22 protein-coding genes are annotated in these 25,607 nt (G+C 69.4%); 5 read left to right on the top strand and 17 right to left on the bottom strand.

What is annotated here, in order from left to right:
• Positions 1 to 119: 119 nt before the first annotated feature.
• The 15 genes from VI078_07415 to VI078_07345 all read right to left on the bottom strand — a co-directional run bounded on the left by VI078_07415 (position 120) and on the right by VI078_07345 (position 18,525).
• Positions 120 to 542 carry a P-II family nitrogen regulator gene (locus VI078_07415; GenBank protein ID HEY5999119.1) on the bottom strand — a complete coding sequence of 141 codons (423 nt, stop codon included), beginning with the start codon at positions 540 to 542 and terminating at the stop codon, positions 120 to 122.
• Positions 539 to 853 carry a P-II family nitrogen regulator gene (locus VI078_07410; protein HEY5999118.1) on the bottom strand — a complete coding sequence of 105 codons (315 nt, stop codon included), beginning with the start codon at positions 851 to 853 and terminating at the stop codon, positions 539 to 541. The genes VI078_07415 and VI078_07410 overlap by 4 nt, the downstream gene beginning before the upstream one ends.
• Positions 850 to 1,287 carry a NifB/NifX family molybdenum-iron cluster-binding protein gene (locus tag VI078_07405; GenBank protein ID HEY5999117.1) on the bottom strand — a complete coding sequence of 146 codons (438 nt, stop codon included), beginning with the start codon at positions 1,285 to 1,287 and terminating at the stop codon, positions 850 to 852. Before VI078_07405 ends, VI078_07410 begins: the two co-directional genes overlap by 4 nt.
• Positions 1,284 to 3,980: a nitrogenase iron-molybdenum cofactor biosynthesis protein NifN gene (nifN, locus tag VI078_07400; GenBank protein ID HEY5999116.1), complete on the bottom strand. Its 2,697-nt coding sequence runs from the start codon at positions 3,978 to 3,980 to the stop codon at positions 1,284 to 1,286. The genes VI078_07405 and nifN overlap by 4 nt, the downstream gene beginning before the upstream one ends.
• 67 nt (positions 3,981 to 4,047) lie before the next feature.
• Positions 4,048 to 5,478: a nitrogenase molybdenum-iron protein subunit beta gene (nifK, locus tag VI078_07395; GenBank protein HEY5999115.1), complete on the bottom strand. Its 1,431-nt coding sequence runs from the start codon at positions 5,476 to 5,478 to the stop codon at positions 4,048 to 4,050.
• 331 nt (positions 5,479 to 5,809) lie between these two features.
• Positions 5,810 to 7,255, bottom strand: a complete 1,446-nt coding sequence (gene nifD / locus VI078_07390) for a nitrogenase molybdenum-iron protein alpha chain (GenBank protein ID HEY5999114.1) — start codon at positions 7,253 to 7,255, stop codon at positions 5,810 to 5,812.
• A gap of 184 nt (positions 7,256 to 7,439) precedes the next feature.
• Positions 7,440 to 8,285, bottom strand: a complete 846-nt coding sequence (gene nifH, locus VI078_07385; GenBank protein ID HEY5999113.1) for a nitrogenase iron protein — start codon at positions 8,283 to 8,285, stop codon at positions 7,440 to 7,442.
• Positions 8,286 to 8,469: 184 nt separating this feature from the next.
• Entirely contained in the window at positions 8,470 to 9,999 is a 1,530-nt protein-coding gene (gene nifA / locus VI078_07380; GenBank protein ID HEY5999112.1) for a nif-specific transcriptional activator NifA, read from the bottom strand.
• An 89-nt stretch (positions 10,000 to 10,088) separates the two neighbouring features.
• Positions 10,089 to 10,430 carry a P-II family nitrogen regulator gene (locus VI078_07375; GenBank protein HEY5999111.1) on the bottom strand — a complete coding sequence of 114 codons (342 nt, stop codon included), beginning with the start codon at positions 10,428 to 10,430 and terminating at the stop codon, positions 10,089 to 10,091.
• A 27-nt stretch (positions 10,431 to 10,457) separates the two neighbouring features.
• Entirely contained in the window at positions 10,458 to 11,804 is a 1,347-nt protein-coding gene (locus tag VI078_07370; protein ID HEY5999110.1) for an ammonium transporter, read from the bottom strand.
• 286 nt (positions 11,805 to 12,090) lie between these two features.
• A complete protein-coding gene (locus VI078_07365) occupies positions 12,091 to 12,435 on the bottom strand; it encodes a P-II family nitrogen regulator (protein ID HEY5999109.1) in 345 nt (114 codons plus the stop codon).
• Between the two features lie 24 nt (positions 12,436 to 12,459).
• The gene (locus VI078_07360; GenBank protein HEY5999108.1) at positions 12,460 to 14,028 is read right to left on the bottom strand and encodes an ammonium transporter; all 1,569 of its coding nucleotides are present in this window, start codon (positions 14,026 to 14,028) and stop codon (positions 12,460 to 12,462) included.
• 362 nt (positions 14,029 to 14,390) lie between these two features.
• Complete coding sequence (locus VI078_07355) at positions 14,391 to 15,731, bottom strand: sodium:proton antiporter (GenBank protein HEY5999107.1); 1,341 nt, start codon at positions 15,729 to 15,731, stop codon at positions 14,391 to 14,393.
• 112 nt (positions 15,732 to 15,843) lie between these two features.
• The gene (nifA, locus tag VI078_07350) at positions 15,844 to 17,409 is read right to left on the bottom strand and encodes a nif-specific transcriptional activator NifA (GenBank protein ID HEY5999106.1); all 1,566 of its coding nucleotides are present in this window, start codon (positions 17,407 to 17,409) and stop codon (positions 15,844 to 15,846) included.
• A 141-nt stretch (positions 17,410 to 17,550) separates the two neighbouring features.
• Positions 17,551 to 18,525: a PIG-L family deacetylase gene (locus VI078_07345; GenBank protein ID HEY5999105.1), complete on the bottom strand. Its 975-nt coding sequence runs from the start codon at positions 18,523 to 18,525 to the stop codon at positions 17,551 to 17,553.
• 147 nt (positions 18,526 to 18,672) lie between these two features.
• On the opposite strand from VI078_07345, the gene ald reads away from it, so the two are divergent.
• Complete coding sequence (ald, locus tag VI078_07340) at positions 18,673 to 19,752, top strand: alanine dehydrogenase (protein HEY5999104.1); 1,080 nt, start codon at positions 18,673 to 18,675, stop codon at positions 19,750 to 19,752.
• Between the two features lie 238 nt (positions 19,753 to 19,990).
• Here ald and VI078_07335 read toward each other — a convergent pair whose 3' ends face one another.
• A complete protein-coding gene (locus VI078_07335; protein ID HEY5999103.1) occupies positions 19,991 to 20,461 on the bottom strand; it encodes a YbhB/YbcL family Raf kinase inhibitor-like protein in 471 nt (156 codons plus the stop codon).
• A gap of 86 nt (positions 20,462 to 20,547) precedes the next feature.
• On the opposite strand from VI078_07335, the gene VI078_07330 reads away from it, so the two are divergent.
• Positions 20,548 to 21,393 carry a phosphodiester glycosidase family protein gene (locus tag VI078_07330; protein HEY5999102.1) on the top strand — a complete coding sequence of 282 codons (846 nt, stop codon included), beginning with the start codon at positions 20,548 to 20,550 and terminating at the stop codon, positions 21,391 to 21,393.
• Positions 21,394 to 21,504: 111 nt separating this feature from the next.
• On the top strand, positions 21,505 to 21,984 hold the full coding sequence (locus tag VI078_07325; protein ID HEY5999101.1) for a universal stress protein: 480 nt from the start codon (positions 21,505 to 21,507) through the stop codon (positions 21,982 to 21,984).
• Here VI078_07325 and VI078_07320 read toward each other — a convergent pair.
• On the bottom strand, positions 21,932 to 23,071 hold the full coding sequence (locus tag VI078_07320) for a DUF3524 domain-containing protein (protein ID HEY5999100.1): 1,140 nt from the start codon (positions 23,069 to 23,071) through the stop codon (positions 21,932 to 21,934). The genes VI078_07325 and VI078_07320 overlap by 53 nt on opposite strands.
• Positions 23,072 to 23,138: 67 nt before the next feature.
• Between VI078_07320 and VI078_07315 the strand changes: the two genes are divergently transcribed.
• Both VI078_07315 and VI078_07310 read left to right on the top strand, forming a co-directional pair.
• Positions 23,139 to 23,810 carry an MgtC/SapB family protein gene (locus tag VI078_07315; GenBank protein HEY5999099.1) on the top strand — a complete coding sequence of 224 codons (672 nt, stop codon included), beginning with the start codon at positions 23,139 to 23,141 and terminating at the stop codon, positions 23,808 to 23,810.
• A partial coding sequence (locus VI078_07310) for a thioredoxin domain-containing protein (GenBank protein HEY5999098.1) occupies positions 23,807 to 25,607 on the top strand: 1,801 nt, incomplete at its 3' end. The genes VI078_07315 and VI078_07310, both read left to right, overlap by 4 nt.

Genomic DNA, 25,607 nt, shown 5'->3' with positions numbered 1-25,607 from the left:
AAGGCCGAGAATGGTCCAGGTGCAAGGCGGACGACGACCCGGCGACTGAGGCGGCCTCGTGGCCGCCGCAGGGAGGCGGGAGGAGTCCAACGCCGCAGATGGGCCACTATCGGCCTTCGCTACACGATGGCGGCGTCGCCGCGCTCGTTGGTGCGGATGCGCACCGCGTTCTCGAGCGGCAGCAGGAAGATCTTCCCGTCGCCGGGTCGGCCGGTGCGGTTGACCCGCGTGACGGCCCCGACAACTGTCTCGACCGGGACCTCGGAGACGACGATGTCCAGCAGGCTCTTCGGCACCCAGCAGACGGGCTTGGTCAGCGTGGAGGCGCCGGCCATGCTCGAGGGCGTCGGGAATTTCCAGATCTTCGAGACCGACTCGACGTTCCCGCGCATGAGCGGGTCCACCTCCTCCATGATGTTCCCGCCCTGCCGGCCCCGGCCATGGACGGTGTGGACGGTGACCGAGTCGACGCCGACCGCGGAGAGGGCGTCCAGCGTCTCGCCCACCTTCTCCTGGCGGATGACCGCGAGCAGCTCCCTCACAGCCCTTCTCCGGTGCGGACGGTCACCGCCTGGTCGACGCCGCTGACGAAGATCTTCCCATCCCCGATGAAGCCGGTCTTCGTGGTGTCGGTGATGATCCCGAGCACCGTATCGACGTCGCCGTCGTTGACCACGAGCAGGAGCAGCACCTTCGGGAGCAGGTCGTAGCGCACCGGCCCGACCTGGAGTCCCTTCTGCTTGCCGCGCCCGAAGACGTGCGCCTTGGTCATGGCGGGAAAGCCCGCCCCCTCGAGGGCGAGCACGACGTCGTGCTCCTTCTCCGGTCGGACGATGGCCCTGATCATCTTCATCGCGCTGCTCCTTCTCCTGTCGGGTTGTCGGTGCGTGCCTCTTCGTCGGCCAGCGCGCGGCGCAGCCACGGCGGTGGCGACGTTCTGATCTGCTCCATGAGGCGCTCGGCGGCCTCGGGGATGACGGTACGCTCGGGAACCTTGACCGGCATGACGCCGCGCCGGGTGAGCCGCGCCGCCGAAGGCCCGCCGACTTGCGTGAGGTAGACGAGACGGCAGTCGCCGAGACGCTCGACCTTGGCTTCGACGGCGCGGTCGTGCTCCAGGCCGGCGCCGCGCGTGGCCTCGACGGCCGCGTCCCGTCCCTCGGTGAACACCATGTCGGGGAGCCGCTCGTAGCCGTCGGCGCGGAAATCGTAGAGGGCGAAACGGCCGGCCCGGCCGAAGTGCTCGTCCACGAGCAGGCCGTCCGTGGTCGCAAAGGCAACCTTCATGGTGTGCGCTCCTTTCGCGTGTTGTCCACGTCGGCGCGCAAGCGCGGATCAGAGGAGCAGGCTTGTCGCCCGCGCCCTGGTCGAGCCAGGCTTTTCCTCTGAGAGGTTCCGCTGTCTTGCCGGATCTGCGCCGACGCGCGGATCGACGTATTGCCAAGGTCGTTGAGCAGCGCCAGCGTCCCGCGGTACCCGACGTTGACGCGGTGGCAGTGGCCGAGGCGCTCGAACACGGGGAAGCCCCAGAGGGCGTGCGCCGCGCCGATGTCGCGCGCCGGCAGCTCGCCGTGGGAGCCGGCCACGAGGAGGTCGGCCCCGGGCTGCAGCGCCGCGAAGTCGCCGACGTCGACGCGCGCGGCGCGGATGGCCAAGGTCCCGGCCCCCGCGGTCGGGACCACGGCTTGCGTGACGGTCGCGCCCATCTCGGAGAAGAGCGAGGCGACCGCGACGGCGGCGTCCGTCTCCAGGGCGAGCGCCGCGCGCAGCCCTCCGAAGACGGTCATCGCGTCCCGCATCCCGTCGACAAGCACGCGCCTCTCGCGCCGGAGCCGCTCCGGAACCTCCTGCCCGCAGAGGGCCGAGAGCGCGGCCACGAAGCGGTCGGTCGCGTCCAGCCCGATCGGCAGGGGGACGGAAACGGCGGGCACGCCGCAGGTCCGCGCCAGGTCCGCCGCGGCCGGCGCCAACGACGCCCCGAGCGCAATCGTGCAGGCCGCCGAGCCCATCGCGCGAACCTCGGCACGTCGGGTGCCGCCGGACGTCAGCGGCGAGAAGCCCTCGCGGCTCCCGTCGAGCGCGCCGAGGTCGGGAAGGATGGTGGCTTCGAGCCCGAAGGCGCCGACGATCCGGCGCACCTCACGGGCGTCGGCGGGCGTCAGGCCCGGCCCGGCGAGGATATTCACGCGACGGCGCGACTCGGGGCCCCGCTCGGCCAGCGTGAGCAGGGCCCGGACTGCCGCAGCGTACCCTTCCTCCAGTCCCCCGGCGTAATCCGGGGTGGAGACCGGCAGGACCACGGCCCCGTATGCGTCGACCTGCCGCAGGGCGGGGCCGAGGTCGTCGCCCCGGACCTCCGAAAGACCCGAGGTGAGCGCCGCGACGAGGTCGGGGCGCTGGCGCGCTACAAGATCGCCAACCGTGCGGGTGACCGCGTCTGGGCCGCCGAGCACCAGGTCCTCGGCGAAGACCTTCGTCGAGACGAGCGTGATCGGCTCGCGGAAGTGCTTTGTCAGGAGCACCTTCGCGAGGAAGGTGCACCCCTGCGCGCCGTGGTGGAGGACGGCGGCCCGGTCGATCCCCTGGAGCGCCATCGCGGCGCCGAGCGCCGGGGAGTGCCTGAGCGGGGTGACGCTCAGATCGCGCCGGACGGCCGGCGCGACGCGAGGCGCAGCCGGCGGCGCTCCCTCGCGCTGGCGCCGGAAGAACTCGATCGCCTGATGGATGCGCCGCGCGAGCGCGACGAGGCCGTCGTAGCCGGCGTACGCGTCGTGCCGCTCCTGGTTCACGTCGACGAAGGGGAGCCCCTCCTTGATCGCGAGGTACTGGTTGCGGCCGCCGGCGATGAGCACGTCGGCGCCACGCTCGCGGCACAGGCGCCCCAGGTGCGCCGGGGTGGCGTTCTCGACGGGCGGCACATCCGGGCCCAGGAGCGCGCGGATCTTCCGCTCGTCCTCGAAGGTGGCCTTCTTCGTCACGACCGCGACGGTTTCGATCCCGAGGTCGCGCAGCGCCGAGATCAGCGACCAGCTCTTCACGCCGCCGCTGTAGAGGACGGCGCGCCTGCCCGCGAGGCCGGCGTACGGCGCGAGGACCTCGACGCAGCGGCGCTCTTCCTCGGCGATCACAGCGTCTACCCGGCCGGGCAGGCCGGAGTCCTCACCGGCAAGTGCCGCGGCCATCGCGCGCAGGGTGGAGGCGGTTTCCGTCATCCCGAAGAACGACCCCTCCACGAACGGCACGTTCCAGCGGCGCTCCATGCCGCGCGCGACGTTCACGAGCGCGCGGCCGCAGACGAGCACGTTGAGGCGAGCGCGATGCGCCCGGCGAATCTCCTCGAAGGTGGCGTTGCCGGTGATCCGGGCGTGCACCGCGAGACCGGCGCGCGCAAGCAGCGGCTCGATCGCGTCGAGATCGCCGGCGATGTTGTACTCGCCGATGATGTTGACGGCCAGCGGTGCGACGACGGCGGGCTCGGCTGTCCCGATCACCCGCGCGAGCAGCACCTCGCCGGCGAGGCGGTTGCCGAGGTTCTTCGGGCCGACGAAGCCCGGAGCCTCCACGGGGATCACGGGGAGGCCAAGCTGCGCCTCGGCGTCGCGGCACGCGGCGCCGACGTCCTCGCCGGTCATGCCCGTGACGCAGGTCGCATAGACGAAGATCGCCCGCGGGCTCGCGTCGGCCGCCACCGCGAGGATCGCCCGGCGCAGCTTGTCCGCGGCGCCGTAGACGATGTCCAGCTCGTCGAGGTCGGTCGTGTAGGCGCGCCGGTGCAGCTCGCCCCTGCGGGTGACGGTGCCGCGCGACTCCCAGGAGTTGCCGAGGCAGGCGATCGGCCCGTGGACGAGATGCGCCGCGTCCGCGATGCACCCGAGGACGATCATCGCTCCGTCGTAGGCGCACGATTCGCCCCCGCGCTGCCGGCAGACCCCCTCGAGGGGGTTGGGCCGGCAGGCGTGGGCAACGGCCCGTGCGAGCACACCCTCTCTTTCCCCCTGTGGCGCAGGGGGATGAAGGGGGCTTCGAGACACCTGAGCCGACACGGTCCTACCTCAGCAGCTCGAAGTGCGCGTCGTCCGAGGTCCGGTCGAGCTCCTCGATGAGCGCGTTGGCGATCCAGGTGATGAGGTTGATGGCGCCCCGGTAGCCGAGCGTCGCGCAGCGCTGGGCGTTGACGCGATCCACGATGGGGAAGCCGATGCGCACGAGCGGGATCTTCGCGTCGCGCGCCGCGTACTTGCCGTGCGAGTTGCCGATGAGCAGGTCCACCGGCTCGGTCACCAGCAGCGAGCGCAGGTGCCAGAGGTCGCGCCCCGGGTGCACCTGCCCGGACGCGCCGTAGGGCGAGGAAGCGAGCAGCGCCTCCATCTCCTTCTTCCACTTGGATGTCCCGTTCGTCGAGACGATGTGCACCGGCTCGGCGCCCATCTCCAGGAGGAAGCCGGTCAGGCCGAGCATGAGGTCCGGGTCGCCGAAGAGCGACAGCCGCCGCCCGTGGAAATAGGGGTGCGCGTCGGTGGCGGCATCCACGGCGCGGCCGCGCTCGGCTCGGACGCTCGCGGGGACCGGCAGGCCGGTCATCGCCGACAGCTCGGCGAGGAAGGCGTCGAAGCCTCCGATCCCGAGCGGATAGTTGAAGGCCCGCGTCTTCTGCCCGTACTTGGCTTTGAAAGCCGCCATGGTCTTGGTCGTGGTGTAGGCCTGGAGCGAGATCGTCCCGGCGGCGTTCACCGACTCCGCCGCCTCTTCGAGGGTCGTGCCCCCGTGGTAGAGCTCGTAGCGGCCCGTGAGCGGCGAGTCGAAGGTCTCGCTGTTGTCGGCGAGCACCGTGACGTCGGCCCCCATGAGCGCGGCGTAGCGGCGCAACTCGCGGATGTTTTCCACGTGGGCGTCGAAGCCGGGGATGAGGTTCACCTTCGCGGTGCGCGCCTCGGGGCGGTGACGGCCGGCGGCGAGTGTCTCAACGATCGCGAGCAGCATCGCGTCGTAGCCCGTCAGGTGCGAGCCGGCGAAGCTCGGCGTATGTGCCGCCGCGACGGGAAAGTCCTTCGGGATCGAGCCGGCCTCGCGCGCGCCGTCGATGAAGGCCTTGAGGTCATCGCCGATGACCTCCGACATGCAGGAGGTGCACATCGCGATCATGCCGGGGCGGTAGAGGTCGTGGGCGTTCTTCAGCCCCTCGATCATGTTGGCGCGCCCGCCGAAGACGGCCGCGTCCTCGGTCATCGAGTCCGAGACGGCGGGGAACGGTTCGCGGAAGTGGCGCGAGAGGTTGTTGCGGAAGTACGCGGTGCATCCCTGCGAGCCGTGCTCGTAGGGGAGCGTGCGCTCGAAGCCCGCGGCGGCGAAGAACGCGCCGAGCGGCTGGCAGGCCTTCGTCGGGTTGATGACCAGCGCCTGGCGCGCGAAGTTCAGCTCCTTGTACTCGACCGTGTCGATCCACGCCGCGGTTGCGGCGGTCTGCTCGGCGGTGGCCATCTCGTTCGTCCTCCCCGGGATTCCGTCCCGTCGTCCGAAGGAATTGCACGGCGCGTGCCAATGTTTCAGAATGCGGGAAACACTTGTCGGCGGCATAGTTAGGTCGTCGGCACGCTCTCCCCGGCAGGAAACGGCGTGTGACATCCCTGTTGGTGCCTGACAATTGTGTCACGCTTCGCCAGCGCATGACCCTGAATCGGGCGGGACGTCGCCGGCGGGCGCGAGGGAATGAAGGGCGCACAGCGCCGGGAACAACGGTGAGAACACATCGCCCTCCCCCGGCGGCTGGCACGCCGGGGGAGGGCTTTCGAGGCGCAGGGGAGGGAGTGTCCTACGCCGCGAAGGGGTCCTTCACCAGCTTCCAGGTCGGGGAATTGACCGCCATGTCCATGTCGCGTGCGAAGATCGGGAAGCCCTCGTAGCCGTGGTAGGGGCCGGAGTAGTCCCAGGAGTGCATCTGCCGGAAGGGGACGCCCATCTTCTGGAAGACGTACTTCTCCTTGATGCCCGAGCCGACGAGGTCGGGGCGCAGGTGCTTGACCAGCTCCTCGAGCTCATAGGCGGTGACGTCGTCGTAGATGACCGTTCCATCCTTGACCTGCGAGAAGGTGCGCTGATAGTCGTCGGCGTGGGCGAACTCGTAGCCGGTACCGACGACCTGCATCCCGAGATCCTCGTAGGCGCCGATGACGTGCCGCGGGCGCAGGCCCCCAACGTAGAGCATCACGGTCTTGCCATCCAGGCGCGGGCGATACTTGGCGATCACGGCGTCCATCGCCGGCCGGTGCCTGGCGATGACCTCCTCGGCCTTCGTCTGGATCGTCTCGTCGAAACGCCTCGCGATCGCCCGCAGGCTGGCCTCGATCTTCGTCGGGCCGAAGAAGTTGTACTCCATCCAGGGGATGCCGTAGGCCTCCTCCATGTGCCGCGCGATGTAGTTCATCGAGCGGTAGCAGTGGATGAGAGTGAGCTTCGCCAGGTGCGTGACCTTCATCGTTTCGAGCTCGCCGTCGCCCGACCACATCGTCACCACGCGCAGGCCCATCTCCTCAAGGATCTTCCGGCTCGCCCAGGCGTCGCCGCCGATGTTGTAGTCGCCGATGATCGCCACGTCGTAGGGGCCGGGATCGGCGAGCGTGCCCTTGCCGAGGACGTGGTCGCGGATGGTGTCGTTGGCGATGTGGTGGCCGAGCGACTGCGAGACGCCGCGGAAGCCCTCGCAGCGCACGGGGACGACGTCGATGCCCAGCTCCGCCTGCATCTTCTTCGCGCCGGCCTCGATGTCGTCACCGATGAGCCCGATCGGGCACTCGGACTGGATCGACAGGCCCCTGGCCAGCGGAAAGAGCTGGCGCACCTCACGCCCGATCTGCTCGAGCTTCTGCGCGCCGCCGTAGACGATGTCCCGCTCCTGATAGTCGGAGGTGAACTGGAATGGGACGAAGTTGTCCACCCCGGGCTTCCCCTGCGCGAGGTTGCGCCGCGTGCTCCAGGAGTAGTAGCCGCAGCCGACCGGTCCGTGCGAAAGGTGGACCATGTCGCGGATCGGCCCCCAGACGACGCCCTTGGAGCCGGCGTACGCGCAGCCGCGCGCGGTCATGACGCCGGGGATGGACTTGGCGTTCGACTTGACCGCACAGGTCGAGCAGGCACCGCCGTCCTCACCGGCGGGCGCCTCCTTGACCGCGATGTGCCCCGCGCGCTTCTTCGCCGTCTTCTCCGGATACCTGGCGAGGATCTCGACAACAGCTTCCTTGGTATGCGTGGCCCTGGTCATGCTCCTATCTCCCCTCTTCGTGATCCACCTCGTCCATGGAAGGCATGGGCCGGGCGACCGGTGACGCGCCCGGGCAGGCCCCGGATGCAAGGCGGGCAAGCCCCGAGGAATGAGGCGTATAGTTCATACGCCGCAGTGACGAAGGGCGCCGCCCAACGCCGCAGACGGGGTCTTCGTGGGCGCGTCACGACGCCTTCGCCTGCTCGGCTTCCAGGAAGCCGTAGGTGATCAGCAGTTCCTCGAGCTCGTCCATCGTCAGCGGCGTCGGAATGACGAAATTGCGGTTCTCCGAGACCTTGCGCGCCAGCGTCCGGTACTCGTCCGCCTGCGCCGCCTCCGGCTCGTACTCGATGACCGTCATCCGCTTGAGCTCCGCGCGCTGCACCACGTTGTCGCGCGGCACGAAATGGATCATCTGCGTCCCGAGCCTCCGCGCCAGCTCGGTGATCAGCTCCAGCTCCTGGTCGACCTTGCGCGAGTTGCAGATGAGGCCGCCGAGGCGCACGCCGCCGCTCATCGCGTACTTGACGATCCCCTTGCAGATGTTGTTCGCCGCGTACATCGCCATCATCTCGCCCGAGGTCACGATGTAGATCTCCTGGGCCTTCTTTTCGCGGATCGGCATCGCGAAGCCGCCGCACACGACGTCGCCGAGCACGTCGTAGAAGACGAAGTCCAGGTCGTCGGTGTAGGCCCCGTTTTCCTCAAGGAAGTTGATCGCCGTGATGACCCCGCGGCCCGCGCAGCCGACGCCCGGCTCGGGGCCGCCGCTCTCGGTGCACTTGACGCCCCGGTAGCCGAGGGCGAGCACGTCCTCGAGCGCGAGGTCCTCGACGCTGCCGCGCTCGCGCGCCAGGTCCATGACCGTCGTCTGCGCCTTCGCGTGGAGCATCAAGCGCGTCGAGTCCGCCTTCGGGTCGCAGCCGACGATCATGACCTTCTTGCCCGCCTCCGCCAGCCCTGCCACGAGGTTCTGCGTCGTCGTCGACTTGCCGATGCCGCCCTTGCCGTAGATCGCAACCTGTCTCATCGTTGTGTCCTCCCCGGCCGGGGGTTGATGTCCGGCCCGTGTCCGGAGTAACAGCAACGGGCGTGCCAGGGATCGGCGGACAGGAAAAGCTCTGTGAAAACAGCACAGTCTGCCGCCGGCACCAGGGCTGCGAACGAAGCGCAGGTGCGACAATCGTGTCGCGGGCGGACAAAGTCGTGCGTGGTTACGAGGGCCCCAGCAAACCGTACTTGCGGATGCGGTAGCCGATCTGCCGCGGTGTGATCCCGAGGCGGCGCGCGGCCGCCGCCTGGCGCCAGCGGGTGGCTTCAAGCGCTTCGCGCAGCATGCGCAGCTCGATGTCGTGGACGGTCCCCGGCAGCCCTGCGTCCCCCCCGGTGGTGGTGGCCGTCGCGGCGGGCGCCCCGGTGGCGAGCAGCTTGAGATCGGCCGCGTCGATCAGGGAGCGAGCCGAGAGCACGACCGTTCGTTCGATCGTGTTCTCCAGCTCGCGGACGTTGCCCGGCCACTCGTGCGCGGCGAGGGCGGCGACCGCCGCCGGCGTGAAGCGGACGGCGCGCCCGGCCTCCTCGCCGAAGCGCCGCGCGAAGTGGTCGACGAGCGCCGGCACGTCCTCGCGCCGCTCGCGCAGCGGCGGGATGAAGATCGGCACCACGTTGAGACGGTAGTACAGGTCCTCGCGGAACTGGCCGGCCGCGAGCAGCCGCTCGAGGTCCCGGCTCGTCGCGGCGATGACGCGCACATCCACGCGCACCGTGCGCTCGCTGCCGAGGCGCTCGAACTCCTGCTCCTGGAGCACCCGCAGGATCTTCGGCTGGAGCGGCAGCGGCAGGTCCCCGATCTCGTCGAGGAAGATCGTGCCGCCGTCGGCAAGCTCAAAGCGCCCCTTCTTCGCCCCGATCGCCCCCGTGAAAGCACCCTTCTCGTGGCCGAACAGCTCGCTCTCGAGGAGCCCCTCGGGCACCGCGGCGCAGTTGAAGCGCACGTACGGGCCTCCACCCCGCGGGCTGAGGTGGTGGACCGCCTTGGCGACCAGTTCCTTGCCGGTGCCCGACTCGCCGCGCAGAAGCACGGTTGCACGGCTCTTTGCCACGACCTCGGCGGCGCGGAACACCTCCTGCATGCGCTTGGTGCCGCCGACGATATTCGGCAGGCTCACGCGCTTGCCGACCTCCTCGCGCAGGAGCTGGTTCTCCTCGACGAGGGCGGCCTTCTCGGCCTCGACCATCTCGTGGAGCTTGACCGCCTGTCCGACGATCGAGGCCACGGTCTTGAGCAGGCGGATGTCCTCCTCGAAGTCGACCTCGCGCGCGAAGAGCTTGTCGACGGTGAGCACGCCGATCGTCTTGCCGCGAACGGCGACCGGCACACCGATGAAGGAGATGTTCTCCTTGGCGAGGTCGCGGCGCGAGCCGGTCCGGTTGAGGAAGAGCGGCTCCTTGCCGATATCCGGGACGACGAACGGCGCGCCCGAGGCGAAGACGCGGCCGGTGATCCCCTCGCCGACTTTGTAGAGTCCCCGCCGCATCTCGCTCCGGGTCAACCCATGGGAGGCCCGCACCGCCAGGTGCCCGGTCGCGGTGTCGAGAAGCGTGAGCGTGCCGCGCTCCATCTCGAGATGCTCGGCCAGTGCGCGGAGGACCGCGGTGAGCGTAGCGTCGAGGTCCAGAGAGGCGGCGGCAAGCCGCGCAACCTCATATAACGCCGTCAGCTCCCGTATCTTGTGCTCGGACATCGTCGTGCTCTTGCCCTCGTCCCAGAAAGGAACGGGGGGCGGACGCCGCGCGCCCGCCCCCTGCTCTCGCCGTGACGGCGCCGCGCAGGTTACCCGATCGCCGGGCCGCCCGTCTCGCCGGTGCGGATGCGGATCACCTCGGCGAGATCGAGAATGAAGATCTTCCCATCGCCGATCTGGCCGGTACGGGCTCCGCCCGTGATGGCCTCGATCGTCGGCGCGAGGAACGCGTCGTTGACGGCGATCTCGAGCTTCACCTTCTTGAGCAGGTTGCCCGGCTCCTTGTGGGAGCGGTAGACCTCCGCGACCCCCTTCTGGCGCCCGCGGCCGAGCACCTGCGAGACGGTCACAAGGTGGATTTCCTTCTCCTCGAGCTTCGCCAGCACGTCCTGGACGCGGTCCGGCTGGATGATCGCGATGACGTATTTCATGGTGCGCTCCTCCTCTGTCCTCGGCGCCTAGTCCAGGACCGTGTAGGCGGACTCCTGATGCCCCGCCAGGTCGAGGCCGATGCGCTCCTCGTTCTCGGCCGCCCGCGCACCCATCAGGGCGTTGACCGCCTTGAGCAGCACCAGGCTCGCCGCGAACGACCAGCCGATCGTGACGAGCGTCGCCTTCACCTGGATCCAGAGCTGCGCCGGGTTGCCATAGAAGAGGCCGTCCGCGCCGGCGGGGTTCACGGCCTTCGTGGCGAACAGCCCCGTGGCGATGGCGCCCCAGATCCCGCCGATGCCGTGGACGCCGAAGGCATCCAGCGTGTCGTCGTATCCGAGCTTGGCCTTGAGCACCACCGCCGAGAGGTAACAGAGGCCGGCGGCGCCGATGCCGATCCAGATCGCGCCGACGGGGTTCACGAAACCCGAGGCCGGGGTGATCGCCACCAGCCCGGCCACCACGCCGGTGATCACGCCGAGCACCGTCGGGCGGCCCTGCTTGATCCACTCGATGAGCGACCAGGTCAGGCCGGCCGCTGCCGCTGCGACGTGGGTGACGACGAACGCGCTCGTCGCCAGCGCCCCCGACCCGAGCGCGCTGCCGGCGTTGAAGCCGAACCAGCCGAACCACAGCAGGCCGGCGCCGAGCACCGCAAACGGCAGGTTGTGCGGCGGCGCGACGTTCTCCGGATACCCGATGCGCTTGCCGAGCACGATCGCGGCCACGAGGGCGGCAATGCCGGCGTTGATGTGCACGACGGTGCCGCCGGCGAAGTCGAGCGCGCCCCAGCCCCGCACGATGCCGCCCAGGCCCCAGACCCAGTGGCAGACCGGATCGTACACGAGCGTCGCCCAGAGCAGCGTGAAGATCGCGAAGGCGGAGAACTTCATGCGCTCGGCGAACGCGCCGATGATCAGGCCCGGGGTGATGATGGCGAACATCATCTGGAAGACCATGAAGGCCTGGTGCGGCACGGTCGCCGCGTAGTCCTTGAAGGGCTCGAGCCCGACGCCCTTCAGCCCGAACCAGTCGAGTCCCCCGATCAGCCCCTTGACGTCCGGCCCGAACGAGAGCGAGTAGCCGAAGAGGACCCACTGTATGGAAACCAGACACATGATCAGGAAACACTGCATGAGCACCGAGAGCACGTTCTTGCGGCGCACGAGACCGCCGTAGAAGAAGGCGAGCCCCGGAGTCATAAGGAGCACGAGCGCCGAGGACATGAGAAGCCACGCCGTGTCGCCGGTGTCGATCTTCGGGGGCTCGTCCGCCGCGGCGACCACCGACGCGATCGCCGTGACGCCGAGGAAGATGAGGAGAAAGATCAGCGGTACGAGCCTGCTTCGAGCCTTGCCTGCTGTCGCTTCCATCGTTGGATCCCTCCCTGGTTGCTTTTGCCAGTCTGCGACTGTGTCTCTGCATCAGACATGCCAGGAGGAATACGAACGGCCATTGTGTGATGTAAAACACTGATATAAAACACAAAATACGTTACATGCTTGCTAGTTCATTGTCGTGCCAATAGCGATTGATATCTACAAATATGTATGAAATACTAATATGTATTGCTATTTGGTTTGAAATATCAGTAGAGAAACGAGATCGCCGGCGAAGGGCCTGATCGGCCACCTCGCCGGCGCGTGATGTGGGTCCGGGCTACACGGCGGTTTCGCCCCGCTCCCCGGTGCGAATGCGCACGACATCCTCGATCGGCGCCACGAAGATCTTGCCGTCGCCGATCTGACCGCCATTGGAGCGCGCGGTGGCCACGATGGCTGAGACCACCTTTTCGGCCAGGGAGTCAGGAACCACGGCCTCGATCTTGACCTTGGAGACGAAGGTCGCGCCCACCGGGGACCCCCGGTACGTCTCGACCTTTCCCTTCTGGCGGCCGAAACCCTGAACCTCCGTCACCGTCATTCCCTGGACGCCGATGTCGTGCAGGGCGTCCTTGACCTCGTCAAGTTTCTGCGGCTTGATGACCGCTTCGATCTTCTTCATTGGCGTTCTCCTCTGGTCAGGCCGCTAGCGATAGAGCTTCCGAATGCTGAAGTCCGGGTACGCCGAGACGGCCACCTCGGCCTGGTCGAGACCCTCTTGCTCGAGCTGCGCCGGCACGCGCAGGGGCGTGATCTTGTCGAGCACCTTGAAGAAAGAGTACATGAGAATGAAGACGAACACCATGTTCGTCAATGTCCCCACGACCTGCGCCCCGAACTGCGAGGCGTCGCCGTAAAAGAGCCCCTTCACAGGGCCGGCCACCCCGTTGAAGCCGTCTCCGTAGGTGCCGTCCGCGAAGAGTCCGAGCGAGAGCACGCCCCAGGCGCCGTTCGCCCCGTGCACCGAGATCGCACCGACCGGGTCGTCGACCTTCAGCGTGCGCTCGACGAAGAAGACGCTCACGCACACCAGGATGCCCGCGATCGTCCCGATGATGAAGGCGGAGACGGAATTCACGAAGGCGCAGGGGGCCGTGATCGCCACGAGACCCGCGAGCATGCCGTTCGCGGTCATGGAGATGTCGGGCTTGCCGTAGCGCAGCCACATGTACATCATCGAGGAAAACGCCGCCGCCGCGCCTGCGAGCATCGTGTTCGTCGCGACGACCGCGATGCGGAGATCTCCGCCCGCGAGGCTCGAACCGGCGTTGAAGCCGAACCAGCCGAAGGCAAGGATGAAGCAGCCGACGATCGCCATCGGGATGTGGTGCCCCGGGATGGCGTTCGGTGTCCCGTCGTCCCTGTACTTCCCGATGCGAGGCCCGAGCACTATTGCGCCCGCGAGGGCGGCCACGCCGCCGGTCAGGTGCACGACCGAGGAACCGGCAAAGTCGACGTGTCCGTGGCCAAGGCCGAAGTTCTTGCCGAGTTGGGAGAGCCACCCGCCGCCCCAGACCCAGTTGGCATAGAGCGGGTAGGTGATCGCCGAGATGAAGAGCCCGTAGATCACGAAGGACTTGAACGTCCACCGCTCCGCCATCGAGCCCGTTGGGATCGTGGCCGTCGTATCCATGAATACCATCTGGAAGAGGAAGATCGCGAAGACGACCGCATCGTAGCTCACACCGGAGAGGAAGAAGCCCTTCGTCCCGAAAAGACCGAACGTCTTCCCCAGAAGGGTGATCGTGAACTCGCCGTCGAGAACGCCGCCACCCCCGAGCGTAGCGACCCCGCCGACGCCGCCCATCTGCAGGCCGAAGCCAATGGCCCAGTAGCCGAGCAGGCCGAGGGCGTAGATCATAAAGTTCATCGCCATCGTGTGGCCCGCGTTCTTCGCCTGCGTGAACCCCGTCTCGGCCATCGCGAACCCGGCCTGCATGAACATGACCAGAAAGCCGCAGATGAGCGTCCAGACGAAGTTGATGGCGATGCGGTTGTGCCCGATGACGTCCGCGAGCTTGAGCGCGAGCGGTTCCTTCTCGCCGAGCGTCTTCAGGTCATCGTTCGTGGGTGCGCCGGCCGTGACGCCGACCACATCCGCGGCCGTCCCCGTTGCAGTCCCGGCCGGGTCCGGGGTGGCCGCAAGCGCCGGTAGCCAGTGCAGCAGAATCGCCGCGAGTAGTACCGCTGCTGTGAACCTCAGGGCCCTTTTCATCGGATCCTCCTTCCGTTATGACCCAGTTTCTTGGCACTGATCTAGCGAAGATCGTGCCAGACATGTAAGACTTTGAAAAATAATGATAAAATTAGATCAGCCTGTTTCCAGCAATCCGAAGTATAGATACACAAATGTACAATCATGCTAATTATGTTACAATATTGTCCTAATACATATTCAATGCTTCCAGTTGGAATGTACGTACACTATCGACGTTTAGAGATTTCGGTAGAATAAAGACCACGATCAGCGGGATCGTTTGCGAGACAACCTCTGAACCGGCACGCAGCCGCATAGCCGAGGGGCGTGCCGACACCGCCGGGGCCGCGTCAGAGCCCCCTCACTGGCCCGTGCGCCCCCTAGCGGAGGAAGAGCCAGGAGACGAGGGCGAAGAGCGGGAAAAGCACGGGGAGCGAGTATTTCACCACATAGCTGAAGAAGCCGGGGCACTTCACCCCACTTGCCTCTGCGATGTGCTTGACGATGAAGTTCGGGCCGTTCCCGATGTACGTGGCTGCTCCGAAGAAGACGGAGCCGAGGGAAACCGCGATGACGTAGCGACGGAGCTCGGAGTCGCCGAGAACCCGGGTGACGTCCGCCGCGGACGCCAGCGAAAGGCCGTGAAGACCGAAGGCGGCCGTGAGGAAGGTCAGGTAAGTCGGCGCGTTGTCCAGAACGCTCGACAGTCCGCCGGCGCTCCAGTAGAAGCCTGCCGCAGTCGTTATGCCGAGATCCCCCGCGTGCCGCTCCAGCAGATCCAGCGCGGGCACCATTGTCGTGAAGATGCCAAAAAAGAGAATGCCGACCTCCCGCACCGGACCGAAACCGAACTCGTTTTCGCGCAGTGCGTCCGGATTGGCGAAGCGGTGCGCGAGACCTGCGACGGCCACCAGGAGCGAGGCGACGAGCAGCGTCGATACCCTCTCCACGGCCTGGTGCGGCTCCCAGCCCAGCGCCGCACCGGCGGCGGCGAGGCTCGACGAGCGCGAAAGTCCGTCAAGCACCCCGGTCTTCTGGCTAAGCACGAGGCCGATGATGAGGATGAGCCAAACGACGTTATGGGAACCCTCCAGCTCGACGCGATCGCGGGCTTCACGGCCCCTGGATGGCTGGTGGCGGCTGAAGTGCGCCCGGTCGACGAGATAGAAGACCGCGAGCAGAGAGCCGACCACCACGAGCCAGGCGAGCACGACCGAGGGCGTCGCCAACAGCCAGAAGAAGGGCACGCCCTTGAGGTAGCCGAGGAACAGCGGCGGGTCCCCGATCGGCGTGAGCGCGCCGCCGATGTTGCCGACGATGAAGATGAAGAACACGATCTGGAACGGTGCGACCCGGTGCCGGTTGATCCGCAGGAACGGTCGGATCAGCAGCATCGACGCGCCCGTTGTGCCGATGACGTTCGCGAGGATGGCCCCGAGGGCCAGCAGGCCGGTGTTGACCGCAGGTGTGGAGCGGCCGGCCATGTTGATGTGAATGCCTCCCGCCGTCACGAAGAGCGAGCCGACGAGCGCGATAAAGCCGCAGTAGTCAACCGCGCCCGCAAGCATGCGCGGGCCGTTGTGCAGCACGAGCACGTAATAGGCCGCCACCAGCAGACCAAGGCCGACGGAGACCCAGGCGTACCTGCGCTGCCACCAGCCCGGGCTGATGAACGGCATGAGTGCGATGGTCCCCAACAGCGTGATGAACGGCGCGACCATGCCGACGTGCGGATCGCTCATGACTCCGGCCCGCCGACCATCCGGTAGCTTCCTTTCCTTGCCGACATCATGGCAGCGGAAAGGAGCAAGAGTTGTGCCTGAAAGTACTCCCTCAGCGGCGCACCGGCCGGAAGCGCCGCCAGTCGACGCCGAGCCGCGCGATCCGCAGGCCGATGAGCCGCTCGGTGGTCCCGAGCGCCCGCGCGGCCTTGGCCTTGTTGCCGCGCGAGGTCTTGAGCGCATCCACGATCAGGTCGCGCTCGAGCGCGTCCAGCGTCTCCTGCAGCGTCCCGTGGTGCGTCGTCCCCGAGGACTCGGCGGACTGCAGCGAGGGCGGGAGGTGGTGCGCGTGGATGACCTCCCCGTCGGCGAGCAGCACGGCACGCTCGATGCAGTTCTCCAGCTCGCGCACGTTCCCGGGCCAGTGGTAGCTCATCAGCAGGTCGATCGCCGGCGTCGAGATGCGGCGCACCTCCTTGTGCGAGCTCTTCGCGTACTTGTCGACGAAGTGGTCGGCCAGCAGGAGGATGTCGGCCTTGCGCTCGCGCAGCGGCGGCACGTGGATCGGGAAGACGTTGAGCCGGTAGTAGAGGTCCTGGCGGAAGCGCCCCTCCGCCACGAGCGCCTCGAGGTCGCGGTTGGTCGCCGCGATGATCCGCACGTCCGCGCGGATCGTCTGGCTGCCGCCGACGCGCTCGAACTCCCGCTCCTGGAGCACGCGCAGCAGCTTGACCTGGGTCGCGGGCGAGAGATCGCCGATCTCGTCGAGGAAGATCGTTCCCGCGTGGGCCAGCTCGAAGCGCCCCTTGCGCTGCGCGAGCGCGCCGGTGAACGCCCCCTTCTCGTGCCCGAAGAGCTCGCTCTCGATGATCGTCTCCGGCAGCGCCGCCAGGTTGACCTTGATGAACGGGTGCGCGGCCCGGTGGCTGTTGTAGTGGATCGCGGCGGCGACCAGCTCCTTGCCGACCCCGCTCTCGCCCCGCACGAGCGCGGTGGCGTCGCTCTTGGACACCTGCGCGATCAGGTCGTAGACCGCCTGCATCGGCTTGGAGTTGCCGATGATGTTCGAGGGCCGGAAGCGGTCCTGCAGCTCCTCCTGCAGCCGCCGGTTCTCCTCCATGAGGCGCCGGCGCTCCTCCTGCGCGCTCTGGCGCAGCCGCACCGCCTGGGCGATCATCGAGGCGACGATCGTCAGCAGGCGCACGTCCTCGAGCAGCGAGACCTCCTCGGCGAACAACCGGTCGATCGAGAGCGCGCCGATGACCTCGTTGCCGAGCTTGATCGGCACGCAGATGAAGGAGATATCGCTCTTCTTGAGGCTCTTGCGCGCGCCGGTTCGGTCGAGGAACAGCGGTTCCTCCGAGATGCGGGGGACGACCGCGGGCTCGCCGGTGGCGACGACCTTGCCGGTCACCCCCTCGCCGAGTCGGTAGCGGCCTCGCTCCTGCTGGCTGGGGGAGAGGCCGTAGGCCGCCTCGATCGAGATCTCGCCCGTCTCCCGGTTGAGCAGCGTCAGGCTGCCGCGGAGCATCCCCATGTTGTCGGCCATCGCCTTGAGGACGGGGTGCACCGTCTCGCGCAGGTCGAGGGAGCGGTCGAGCACCTGGCTGATCTCGAAGAGGAGGGAAAGCTCCTGTACCTCCCGGCGAACCTCAGGTCTGGCTATTCTGTCAGGCATGTCATCTCCAAATCTGATTCATACGCGAATGTAGGCAAACCAGGTGACTCTGTCAACCAGATAGGAGATGACCGAAGATTCCTCGGGATGGGTCAGGCAGTGTTGTAATTGGCTCCGGCCTGGCGCCGTCGCCCGTCTATCTCACGGCGCCGGCGGCTGTTCCTCCAGGTAGCAGGCCTGCGGCGCCCTCACGCCCCAGCTCTCGACGTCCTCGGCCGACAGGGGGAACGGCACCCGCTCCTCGACGATCGTCGGCTCCGGCCGGCCCGCCACCAGCCGCAGCCGGGTGATGCCGAAGTGCTCGCCGCGGGACCGGACGGGGTCGAGGGCCACTGCGGAGAGCCGCTTGGAGAAGCGCGTGCCGGCGCGCCGCGCCTCGCAGACGACGTCGGCCCCGCTGAGCACGTCGACGGCCTCGACGAGCTTGCCGAGCATCTCGAGGTACTTCGCGTCCTGGCTGCGGTGGCAGCGGTTGGCGCGGTGCTTGATCTGCACGAAGGCCGGATCGCGGAAGGCGACGATGACGTTCTTGTCCGCCGGCGGGAGGATCGGCACGTAGAGCGTCGGGTACTCGACGATGAGCACCTCCCGCGCCCCGTCCGCGCGGGAGGCCTCCTCGGCCAGCCAGGCGGTGAGCGAGCGCAGCACCATGATGCGCGTGCAGTGGTTGGCGTGCTGCGCGACGTCCGCCACGTTGTTCAGCAGGACCATCGTCGGGCGCTCCTCGCGGATGAGCTGGTGCATCCGCGCCTGCTCCCCACGGTCGACGCGGCGGCGGGCATACGTCCGGTCGGCGCGGAACTGCATGACCTGCTCCGGCGCGTAGCCCAGCTCGCGCGCCCAGTCGACGGCCTCCTCCGCGCGCAGCCGGCTCTTTTCCTCGATCGACTGGGCGCCCTCCACGCTGCGGTAGCCCGGACAGACGATCGCTATCCGCACGCGGTTGCGCGGCGCTCCGGCCTCGGTCCGGTTGAGCAGCGAAAGGGAGGCGCCGATGAAGCGGCCGTCGTCGGCGTGCGGCAGGAAGGCCGTCACCCGTTGGCCGCGGGGCAGCTCCTCCTCCCAGATGATGAAGGGGATCACGCCCACGGGACGGTTGCGCTTCACCCACCGCACGCGCATTGTTCGCCTCTAGCCTCGCAGGAGCCCGGTGCCACGCCGCATCGGATATTTTGGTCCTTCCGACCCGGGGCGTCAATGAGCGGGGGCGCGGCGCGCGGCGGGCTGCTGGCGCGCGGCCGTCGCCGGTCGTACACTGATTCCATGATCGTCGGGGTCCCTCGGGAGGTGAAGGTCGGCGAGATGCGCGTCGGTCTCGTGCCGGCCGGGGTGCAGGCCCTGGTCGACGCCGGCCACCGCGTGCTGGTGCAGGCGGGCGCCGGGGAGGGCAGCGGCATCCCCGACGCGGCCTACCGCGGCGCCGGGGCCGAGATCGTCGCCGACGCGGACGCCGCGTGGGGCGGGGCCGGCATGGTCGTGAAAGTCAAGGAACCCGTCCCTGCCGAGTACGGCTTCCTGCGCGCCGATCTCGTGCTCTTCACCTACCTGCACCTGGCGGCCGTGCCGGAGCTGGCGCGCCGGCTCGCCGGGGGGCGGGTGACCGCGATCGCCTACGAGACCGTGGAGGCGCCGGATGGCTCGCTGCCGCTGCTGGCGCCGATGAGCGAAGTCGCCGGGAGGCTGGCGACCCAGATCGGCGCGACGCTGCTCCAGAAGGACCGCGGCGGCCAGGGCATCCTGCTCGGCGGCGTACCCGGCGTGCGCCATGGGCGCGTCACCGTCCTCGGGGCGGGCTCCGTCGGCCGGAGCGCGGCGCGCGTCGCCATCGGCATGGGCGCCGAGGTGACCCTGATCGACCGGGACCTGCGGCGACTCGAGGAGGCGGACGCCCTGTTTCCGGGCAAGGTCGAGACGCTGATGTCCAACCGGACAAACATCGAGGCGGCCGCCGTGGACGCCGACCTGCTCGTCGGCGGCGTGCTCGTGACCGGCGCACGGGCGCCGGTCCTCGTGTCCGAGGAGACGGTGCGTCGCATGCGTCCGGGGTCGGTGGTCGTCGACGTCGCGATCGATCAGGGCGGCACCGTCGCCACGATCCGGCCGACCACGCACGCCGAGCCGACGTACGTGCTCCACGGCGTGATCCACTACGGCGTGACGAACATGCCGGCACTCGTGCCGCGCACTTCGACCTTCGCGCTGACGAACGCGACGCTGCCCTACGCGCTGCGGCTCGCGGACGGGGTGGACGCTGCGCTGGCGGCCGATCCCGGGCTCGCGAAGGGCTTGAACGCGAAGGCGGGCCGCATCACGCACCCGGCCGTCCTGGAGGCACTGGCCTAGGCGCGCGGAGATCGACTCTCCGTTGCCGGTCTCGGTATCGTGCATCCGGCCGTCCTCGAGGCACTGGTCTAGGCCCAGTTTGGAATTGGCTGCCTGGGTCAGGCAGGAGCGGTATTTTTCGTTCTGGGAAGGAAGCCGGGATGGCTGTGCGGAGGCGGGCTGGTGCCCGCCGCACAAGCGGAGCCTCCCGGCGACGCCCCCAGGGCGGAAGAAGCCCTCCTGACTCCCCAGGCCGCCTCTACCTGTTGCGCTGGTACGTTCCCATCAGCTCCGCCTGTGCGAGGACGTGGCCCTCCATCAGCGCCAGCAGCTGCTTCTTCGTGGGCTTGCCCAGGTCGCGGAAGACCGTGTCCAGCGCGTAGAGCTTGTGGAAGTAGCGGTGCCGCCCGATGGGCGGGCAGGGACCGCCGTAGCCGGTGCGGCCCCAGTCGTTGACGCCCTCTTTCGTGCCGGCGGGGAGGGCGGCCGGGCGGACCGCCTCGGGGAGCCCCGCGGCCTCCGGGGGGATGTTGTACAGCACCCAGTGCACGTACACCATCTTCGGGGCCTTCGGGTCCGGCGCGTCGGGGTCGTCGACGATGAGCGCGAGGCTCTTCGTCCCGGCGGGGACGCCGGTCCAGGAGAGCGGCGGCGAGAGGTCCTCTCCGTCGCAGGTGTGCTGCCGCGGGATCCCGCCCTGGTGCGCGAACGCGGATGAACTCAGCTCCATCGTCTCGTCCCTCCCTTCGAACGAGAGTATAGGCCGGGGGCGCGGGTGCGGCCATCGCCCTCCCGCGCACGTGCTACGATGGCCGCATGAGACGCGGCGGCGCGATGGCGTGGGCGGTGGCGGCGTGGGTGGCGGTGCTCGCCGCCGCCACGCCGGCGGCGGCCGGCGATGTGCGCTGGAAAGACCTCGGCCGCGGCCTCGAGGTGGGACGCTTCGCGCTCGACGGCAGCGGCTTCGCCGGGGCACAGGTGCACGTGCTGCGCGTCGACCCGCGGCTGTGGGAGCTGACGCTCCACGGCCTGCCTCGCGGCGAGAGCGAGGGCTACAGCGCGCGCGAGTGGGCGCGGCGCGAGGGACTGGCCGCGGCGATCAACGCCGGGATGTACCAGGAAGACTACCGGACGCACTCGGGATATCTCGCCGCCGACGGCGCGGTCCTCAGCCGCGGGGTCAACCCCTACCTCTCCGCCGCCGCGTTCGCCCCGATCGACCCCGCCGACCCGCCGTTCCGCATCGTCGACCTCGACGAGGAGCCCCTGGAGGCGGTGCTCGCGCGCTACCGGCGCGTCGTGCAGAACCTGCGCATGGTCAAGCGCCCGGGAGAGAACCGCTGGGCGCCGCAGGCCCGCCGCTGGAGCGAGGCCGCCCTCGGCGAGGACCGTGAGGGCCGGGCGCTGTTCATCTTCTGCGCCGCGCCGCTGGCGCTCGATCGTCTCATCGCGGCGCTGCTCGAGCTGCCGATCGGCCTGGTCGCCGCCCAGCACCTCGAAGGCGGCTCGCAGGCGCAGCTGTTCGTCGCCGCCGGTGGCGAGCGCATCGAGCTCGTCGGCGGCCACGAGGGGGTCTTCCCCTCGGCCGAGCAGGGGCTGGCGGCCCGGCCGATCCCCAACGTCATCGGCGTGCGACAGCGGCCCCCCGCGCCCGGGCGCTAGCGCACGCGGCGCGCGCGGGGGCCCGCCGGCGCCGGCGGCAAACTGTTAGAATATGGATTGACGGGAAACGCTGGCGGTCTCGAACGAACACTCTCCGGGAGGGCGGGACACATGCGGAAGCTGTTGATCGGGGTCCACGACAAGAACTGTTCCCTGCGGGCGGTGACCTGGGTGATGCGCCAGTTCCCCGATGTCCGCGATCTCGAGGTGACGCTCGTGCACATCATCCCGGATCTCCCGGCGATGTACTGGGACGACGGTCACATCCTCGGCCCGGTGGAGGAGCAGGAGCGCCGGCGCGTGATCGAGGCCTGGGCGACGCGCCAGCGCGAGTACATCGAGCCGATCCTGCAGGGGGCGGTGTACGACCTGGTCCGCCACGGCTTCCCGCAGGAGCGCGTGCGGAAGGACATCGTCCTCGGGACCGGGGACGTCGCCGACAGCCTCCTGGACATCGCCGCGGAGGGCGGCTACACGACGATCGTCGTCGGGCGGTGCGGGATGGCCGACGGCAAGCACTTCATCGTCGGCAGCGTCGTCAGCAAGCTGATCCACAAGGCGGTGGACCGGGCGATCTGCGTCGTGCAGTGACGGCGCGCTCGAGCAGGTCATCGAGCGCCGCCACGCTGACGGCGACGTCGTACGCGGCGCGCAGGCGCGCCCGTCCCGCCTCCACGGGCTGCTCCGCCCCGCCGGCCAGGACCCGCCGCAGCGCCCCGGTGAAGTCCCCGTCCGCGTCGTAGAGGCACGCGGGCGGATACAGCTCGGGGTAGACGAGCCGTCGCGGCAGCAGCGGCCGCGCCCCGCAGTACGCCGCCTCCATCACGGCGATGCCGAAGAACTCCTGGATGGCGGTCGAGGCGACGACGTCCGAGTCCCAGAGGACGCGGACGTAGTCCTCGCGCCGCGGCAGGTGGCCGAAGGTGGCGACCCGCGCGCCGAGCCGCTCCCTCGCCTCGAGGAAGGGCTTCGGCTTCACCTGGAAGTTCTCGCCGACGACGTGCACGCGGAACTCGAGGCCCTCGGCGGCCAGGGCGTGAAGCGCCGCGAAGAAGACCTCCGGCTGCTTGTCGAACTCCCAGCGGTGGTTCCAGAGGACCGTCACCGGCCGGCCGGCGCGGTCGGGTTCGTGGCGGTGCCGGTCCAGCTCGTCGCAGTCGATCCCCGGGTAGACGACGGAGCACCCCGGCCGCAGCGCCGCGGCAAGCCCCCGCGGGCGGTGGTCGGGCATCGGCTTGAGGAAGCGCTCGATGCCGCCGAGGAACTCCTCCAGGTGGAACCGCGAGTTGAAGACGATCGCGTCGGCCGCGAGCGCCGTCGAGAGGTTCGTGAAACCGAAGTGCACGTCCGGCGCCTCGCCCTTCGGCACCGGGTAGGAGAGCTGGCTCTCGTGGAAGTAGACGACCTTCGGCACCGCCGCCAGCCCCGGCAGCGCCCCGGCCAGCTCCGCGAGCGAGAGCATGCCGCTCGCCAGGAGGACGTCGGTCCCGTCCAGCCGCTCGCGCACCTTCTGCAGCAGCGAGAGGTGACCGCCGCGCATCCGCCACTTCCAGAAGCTCCCGGGGAGCGTGAGCGTCTCGACGCGGTGGCGCGAGCGCGCGGCGACCTGCTCGGTGAAGAGCCGGTGCGAGCCGCCGCAGAAGGGCTCGACGAACAGGACGCGCAGGCGCTTGCTCACGGGGCCGGATTGTAGCAGGGGCGCGGCCGGCCCCGGCGTTGGGGTATGATGGGCGCGGAGGGGCCCCATGACCGACTTGACCTGGACGGACGCCGCCACGCGCCTGCTCCTCGGGACGCTGCTCGGCGGCGGCATCGGCCTGGAGCGGCAGGTCCACGGCCGCCCCGCGGGCTTTCGCACCCACCTGCTGGTGTGCGTCGCTTCGGTGCTGCTGATGATCGTCTCGCAGTCGCTGGCCGGCGGCGAGGACGGCGCGCGCTTCGATCCCGGCCGCCTCGCCGCGGGCGCGATCACCGGTGTCGGCTTCCTCGGCGCCGGCGTGATCCTCAAGTCCGGTCTCAGCGTGCACGGCCTGACCACCGCGGCGTGCCTCTGGATGGTCTCGGCCATCGGCCTTGCCGTCGGCGCCGGGCAGCACTTCGTGGCGGTGCTCGGGTTTGCGATCACGCTCGGCTCGCTGTGGTTCCTGCGCTACGTGGAGCTGCACCTGCCGCGCCTGGCCTACAAGCACGTCACGATCGTCGCCGACCGCGGCGTCCCCGAGGACCGGCTGCGCGCCGCCATCACCGGGCACGGCCCGCGGATCTCGGCGGTCGACTACGCGCTCGACGCGCAGGCCGGGGAGGTGACCTACCGGCTCACGATCGCCTCGCAGCACAACATCTCGGAGCGCGCGATCGTCGACACGCTGGCCGCCCTGCCGCAGGTGCGGCGGGTGGCGGTGCAGAGCGAGCCGTGAGCGGCGGCAACCGCCTCGCCCGCGAGAAGAGCCCGTACCTGCTCGCGCACGCCGGCAACCCGGTCGACTGGTACCCGTGGGGCGCGGAGGCGTTCGCGGCGGCGCGGGAGCGCGACGTGCCGCTCTTCGTCTCGATCGGCTACTCGGCCTGCCACTGGTGCCACGTCATGGAGCGCGAGAGCTTCGCGGACGCCGACGTGGCGCGGCTGATGAACGAGCACCTCGTTGCCGTGAAGGTCGACCGCGAGGAGCTGCCGGCGGTCGACCACCTCTTCATGGCCTACTGCCAGGGGATGACCGGCAGCGGCGGCTGGCCGCTGACCGTCGTGCTCACGCCGGCCGGCAAGCCCTTCTTCGCGGGGACGTACTTCCCGAGGGAGTCCGGCTTCGGCCGCGCCGGGATGCTCGAGCTCGTCCCCCTGCTCGGGCGCCTCTGGCGCGAGCAGCGCGAGCAGGTGCTGCGGACGGCGGAGCAGCTCGAGCGGACGCTGGCGCCGCAGCTGCGTCCGCTCCCCGGCGAGCTGCGCGCGGACGAGGTCGCGGACGAGGCGTACGGCGAGCTGGTGCGCCTCTACGACCCGCGCTGGGGCGGCTTCGGCGGCGCGCCGAAGTTCCCCACCGTCCCGTGGCTGCTCTTCCTGGCGCGCTACGCGGCGCGGCGGGGCGGGGACGGGCGCGCCCGCGTCATGCTCGAGGAGACGCTGCGCGCCATGCGCCTCGGCGGCATCTGGGACCACCTCGGCCACGGCTTCCACCGCTACTCGACGGACGCCGGCTGGCTCCTGCCGCACTTCGAGAAGATGCTCTCCGACCAGGCGCTCCTGGCCATGACCTACATCGAGGCCTTCCGTCTCTGGGGCGACGGCGCCTTCCGCCGCACCGCGGAGGAGATCCTGGCCTACGTGCTGCGCGACCTGCGGGCGCCCGGCGGCGGCTTCGCGGCGGCCGAGGACGCGGACAGCGAAGGCGAGGAGGGGCGCTTCTACCTCTGGACCGTCGACGAGGTCACGGCGGTGCTCGGCGCCGCGGCCGCCGAGGAGTTCACGACGGCCTTCCACATGCGCGGGAGCGGCAACTTCACGAGCGAGGTCGGCGAGCGGACCGACCGCAACATCCTGCACCGCCTCACGCCGCTGGCGCTCGCCGCCGGCGACTTCACGCTCCCGGCGGCCGGGCTGCCGCCGACGCTGGAGGCCGCGCGGCTCAAGCTGCTCGCCGCGCGCGGCCGGCGCGTCCGCCCGCACCGCGACGACAAGGTCCTCGCCGACTGGAACGGCCTGACGATCGCGGCGCTTGCGCGCGCGGCGGCCGTCTTCGGGGAGGCGCGCTACGCCGACGAGGCGGCCGGCGCCGCCCGGTTCGCGCTCTCGCGGCTGCGGGGGGCCGACGGCTCGCTGCGGCACCGCTACCGCGACGGCGAGGCGGGGTGCCCCGGCGTGATCGACGATCACGCGTTCCTGGCCTGGGGGTGCCTCGAGTTGCACGCCGCGACGGGCGAGCGGTCCTGGCTCGGGGAGGCGACGGGTCTGGTCGCCGTGCTGGACGGGGCGTTTGCGGACGGGGCGGGATCCTGGTTCTTCGCGCCGGCCGACCCGCTGCTTCCCCTGCGGCAGGTGATCGTCACCGACGCGGCAGTCCCGGCGGGCGCTGCCGTCGCCGCGGAGGCCCTCCTGCGACTGGCGGACGTCACCGGCGAGGCCGGCCACCGCGACCGCGTCCGCGAGCTGCTCGGCGCAACCGGCGGCACGGTGGCGCAGGCGCCGCTCGGCTGCGCGTCGCTGCTTTCGGCGGCCCTGC

The organism is bacterium (assembly GCA_036524115.1).
In the GTDB taxonomy this organism is placed as follows: Bacteria; JAUVQV01; JAUVQV01; order JAUVQV01; family DATDCY01; genus DATDCY01.
The sequence above is the reverse complement of the archived record's forward strand: the minus strand, read 5'-3'. Positions and strand labels throughout refer to the sequence as shown.

Coding starts and splice junctions, on each gene's coding strand:
- VI078_07410 (HEY5999118.1), bottom strand. CDS start 853: ATGAAGATGATCAGGGCCATCGTCCGACCGGAGAAGGAGCACGACGTC.
- VI078_07405 (HEY5999117.1), bottom strand. CDS start 1,287: ATGAAGGTTGCCTTTGCGACCACGGACGGCCTGCTCGTGGACGAGCAC.
- nifA (HEY5999112.1), bottom strand. CDS start 9,999: ATGTCCGAGCACAAGATACGGGAGCTGACGGCGTTATATGAGGTTGCG.
- VI078_07365 (HEY5999109.1), bottom strand. CDS start 12,435: ATGAAGAAGATCGAAGCGGTCATCAAGCCGCAGAAACTTGACGAGGTC.
- VI078_07370 (HEY5999110.1), bottom strand. CDS start 11,804: ATGGAAGCGACAGCAGGCAAGGCTCGAAGCAGGCTCGTACCGCTGATC.
- VI078_07315 (HEY5999099.1), top strand. CDS start 23,139: ATGACCGACTTGACCTGGACGGACGCCGCCACGCGCCTGCTCCTCGGG.
- VI078_07330 (HEY5999102.1), top strand. CDS start 20,548: ATGAGACGCGGCGGCGCGATGGCGTGGGCGGTGGCGGCGTGGGTGGCG.
- VI078_07325 (HEY5999101.1), top strand. CDS start 21,505: ATGCGGAAGCTGTTGATCGGGGTCCACGACAAGAACTGTTCCCTGCGG.
- VI078_07360 (HEY5999108.1), bottom strand. CDS start 14,028: ATGAAAAGGGCCCTGAGGTTCACAGCAGCGGTACTACTCGCGGCGATT.
- VI078_07355 (HEY5999107.1), bottom strand. CDS start 15,731: ATGGTCGCGCCGTTCATCACGCTGTTGGGGACCATCGCACTCATGCCG.
- nifH (HEY5999113.1), bottom strand. CDS start 8,285: ATGAGACAGGTTGCGATCTACGGCAAGGGCGGCATCGGCAAGTCGACG.
- nifD (HEY5999114.1), bottom strand. CDS start 7,255: ATGACCAGGGCCACGCATACCAAGGAAGCTGTTGTCGAGATCCTCGCC.
- VI078_07335 (HEY5999103.1), bottom strand. CDS start 20,461: ATGGAGCTGAGTTCATCCGCGTTCGCGCACCAGGGCGGGATCCCGCGG.
- VI078_07375 (HEY5999111.1), bottom strand. CDS start 10,430: ATGAAATACGTCATCGCGATCATCCAGCCGGACCGCGTCCAGGACGTG.
- ald (HEY5999104.1), top strand. CDS start 18,673: ATGATCGTCGGGGTCCCTCGGGAGGTGAAGGTCGGCGAGATGCGCGTC.
- nifA (HEY5999106.1), bottom strand. CDS start 17,409: ATGCCTGACAGAATAGCCAGACCTGAGGTTCGCCGGGAGGTACAGGAG.
- nifK (HEY5999115.1), bottom strand. CDS start 5,478: ATGGCCACCGCCGAGCAGACCGCCGCAACCGCGGCGTGGATCGACACG.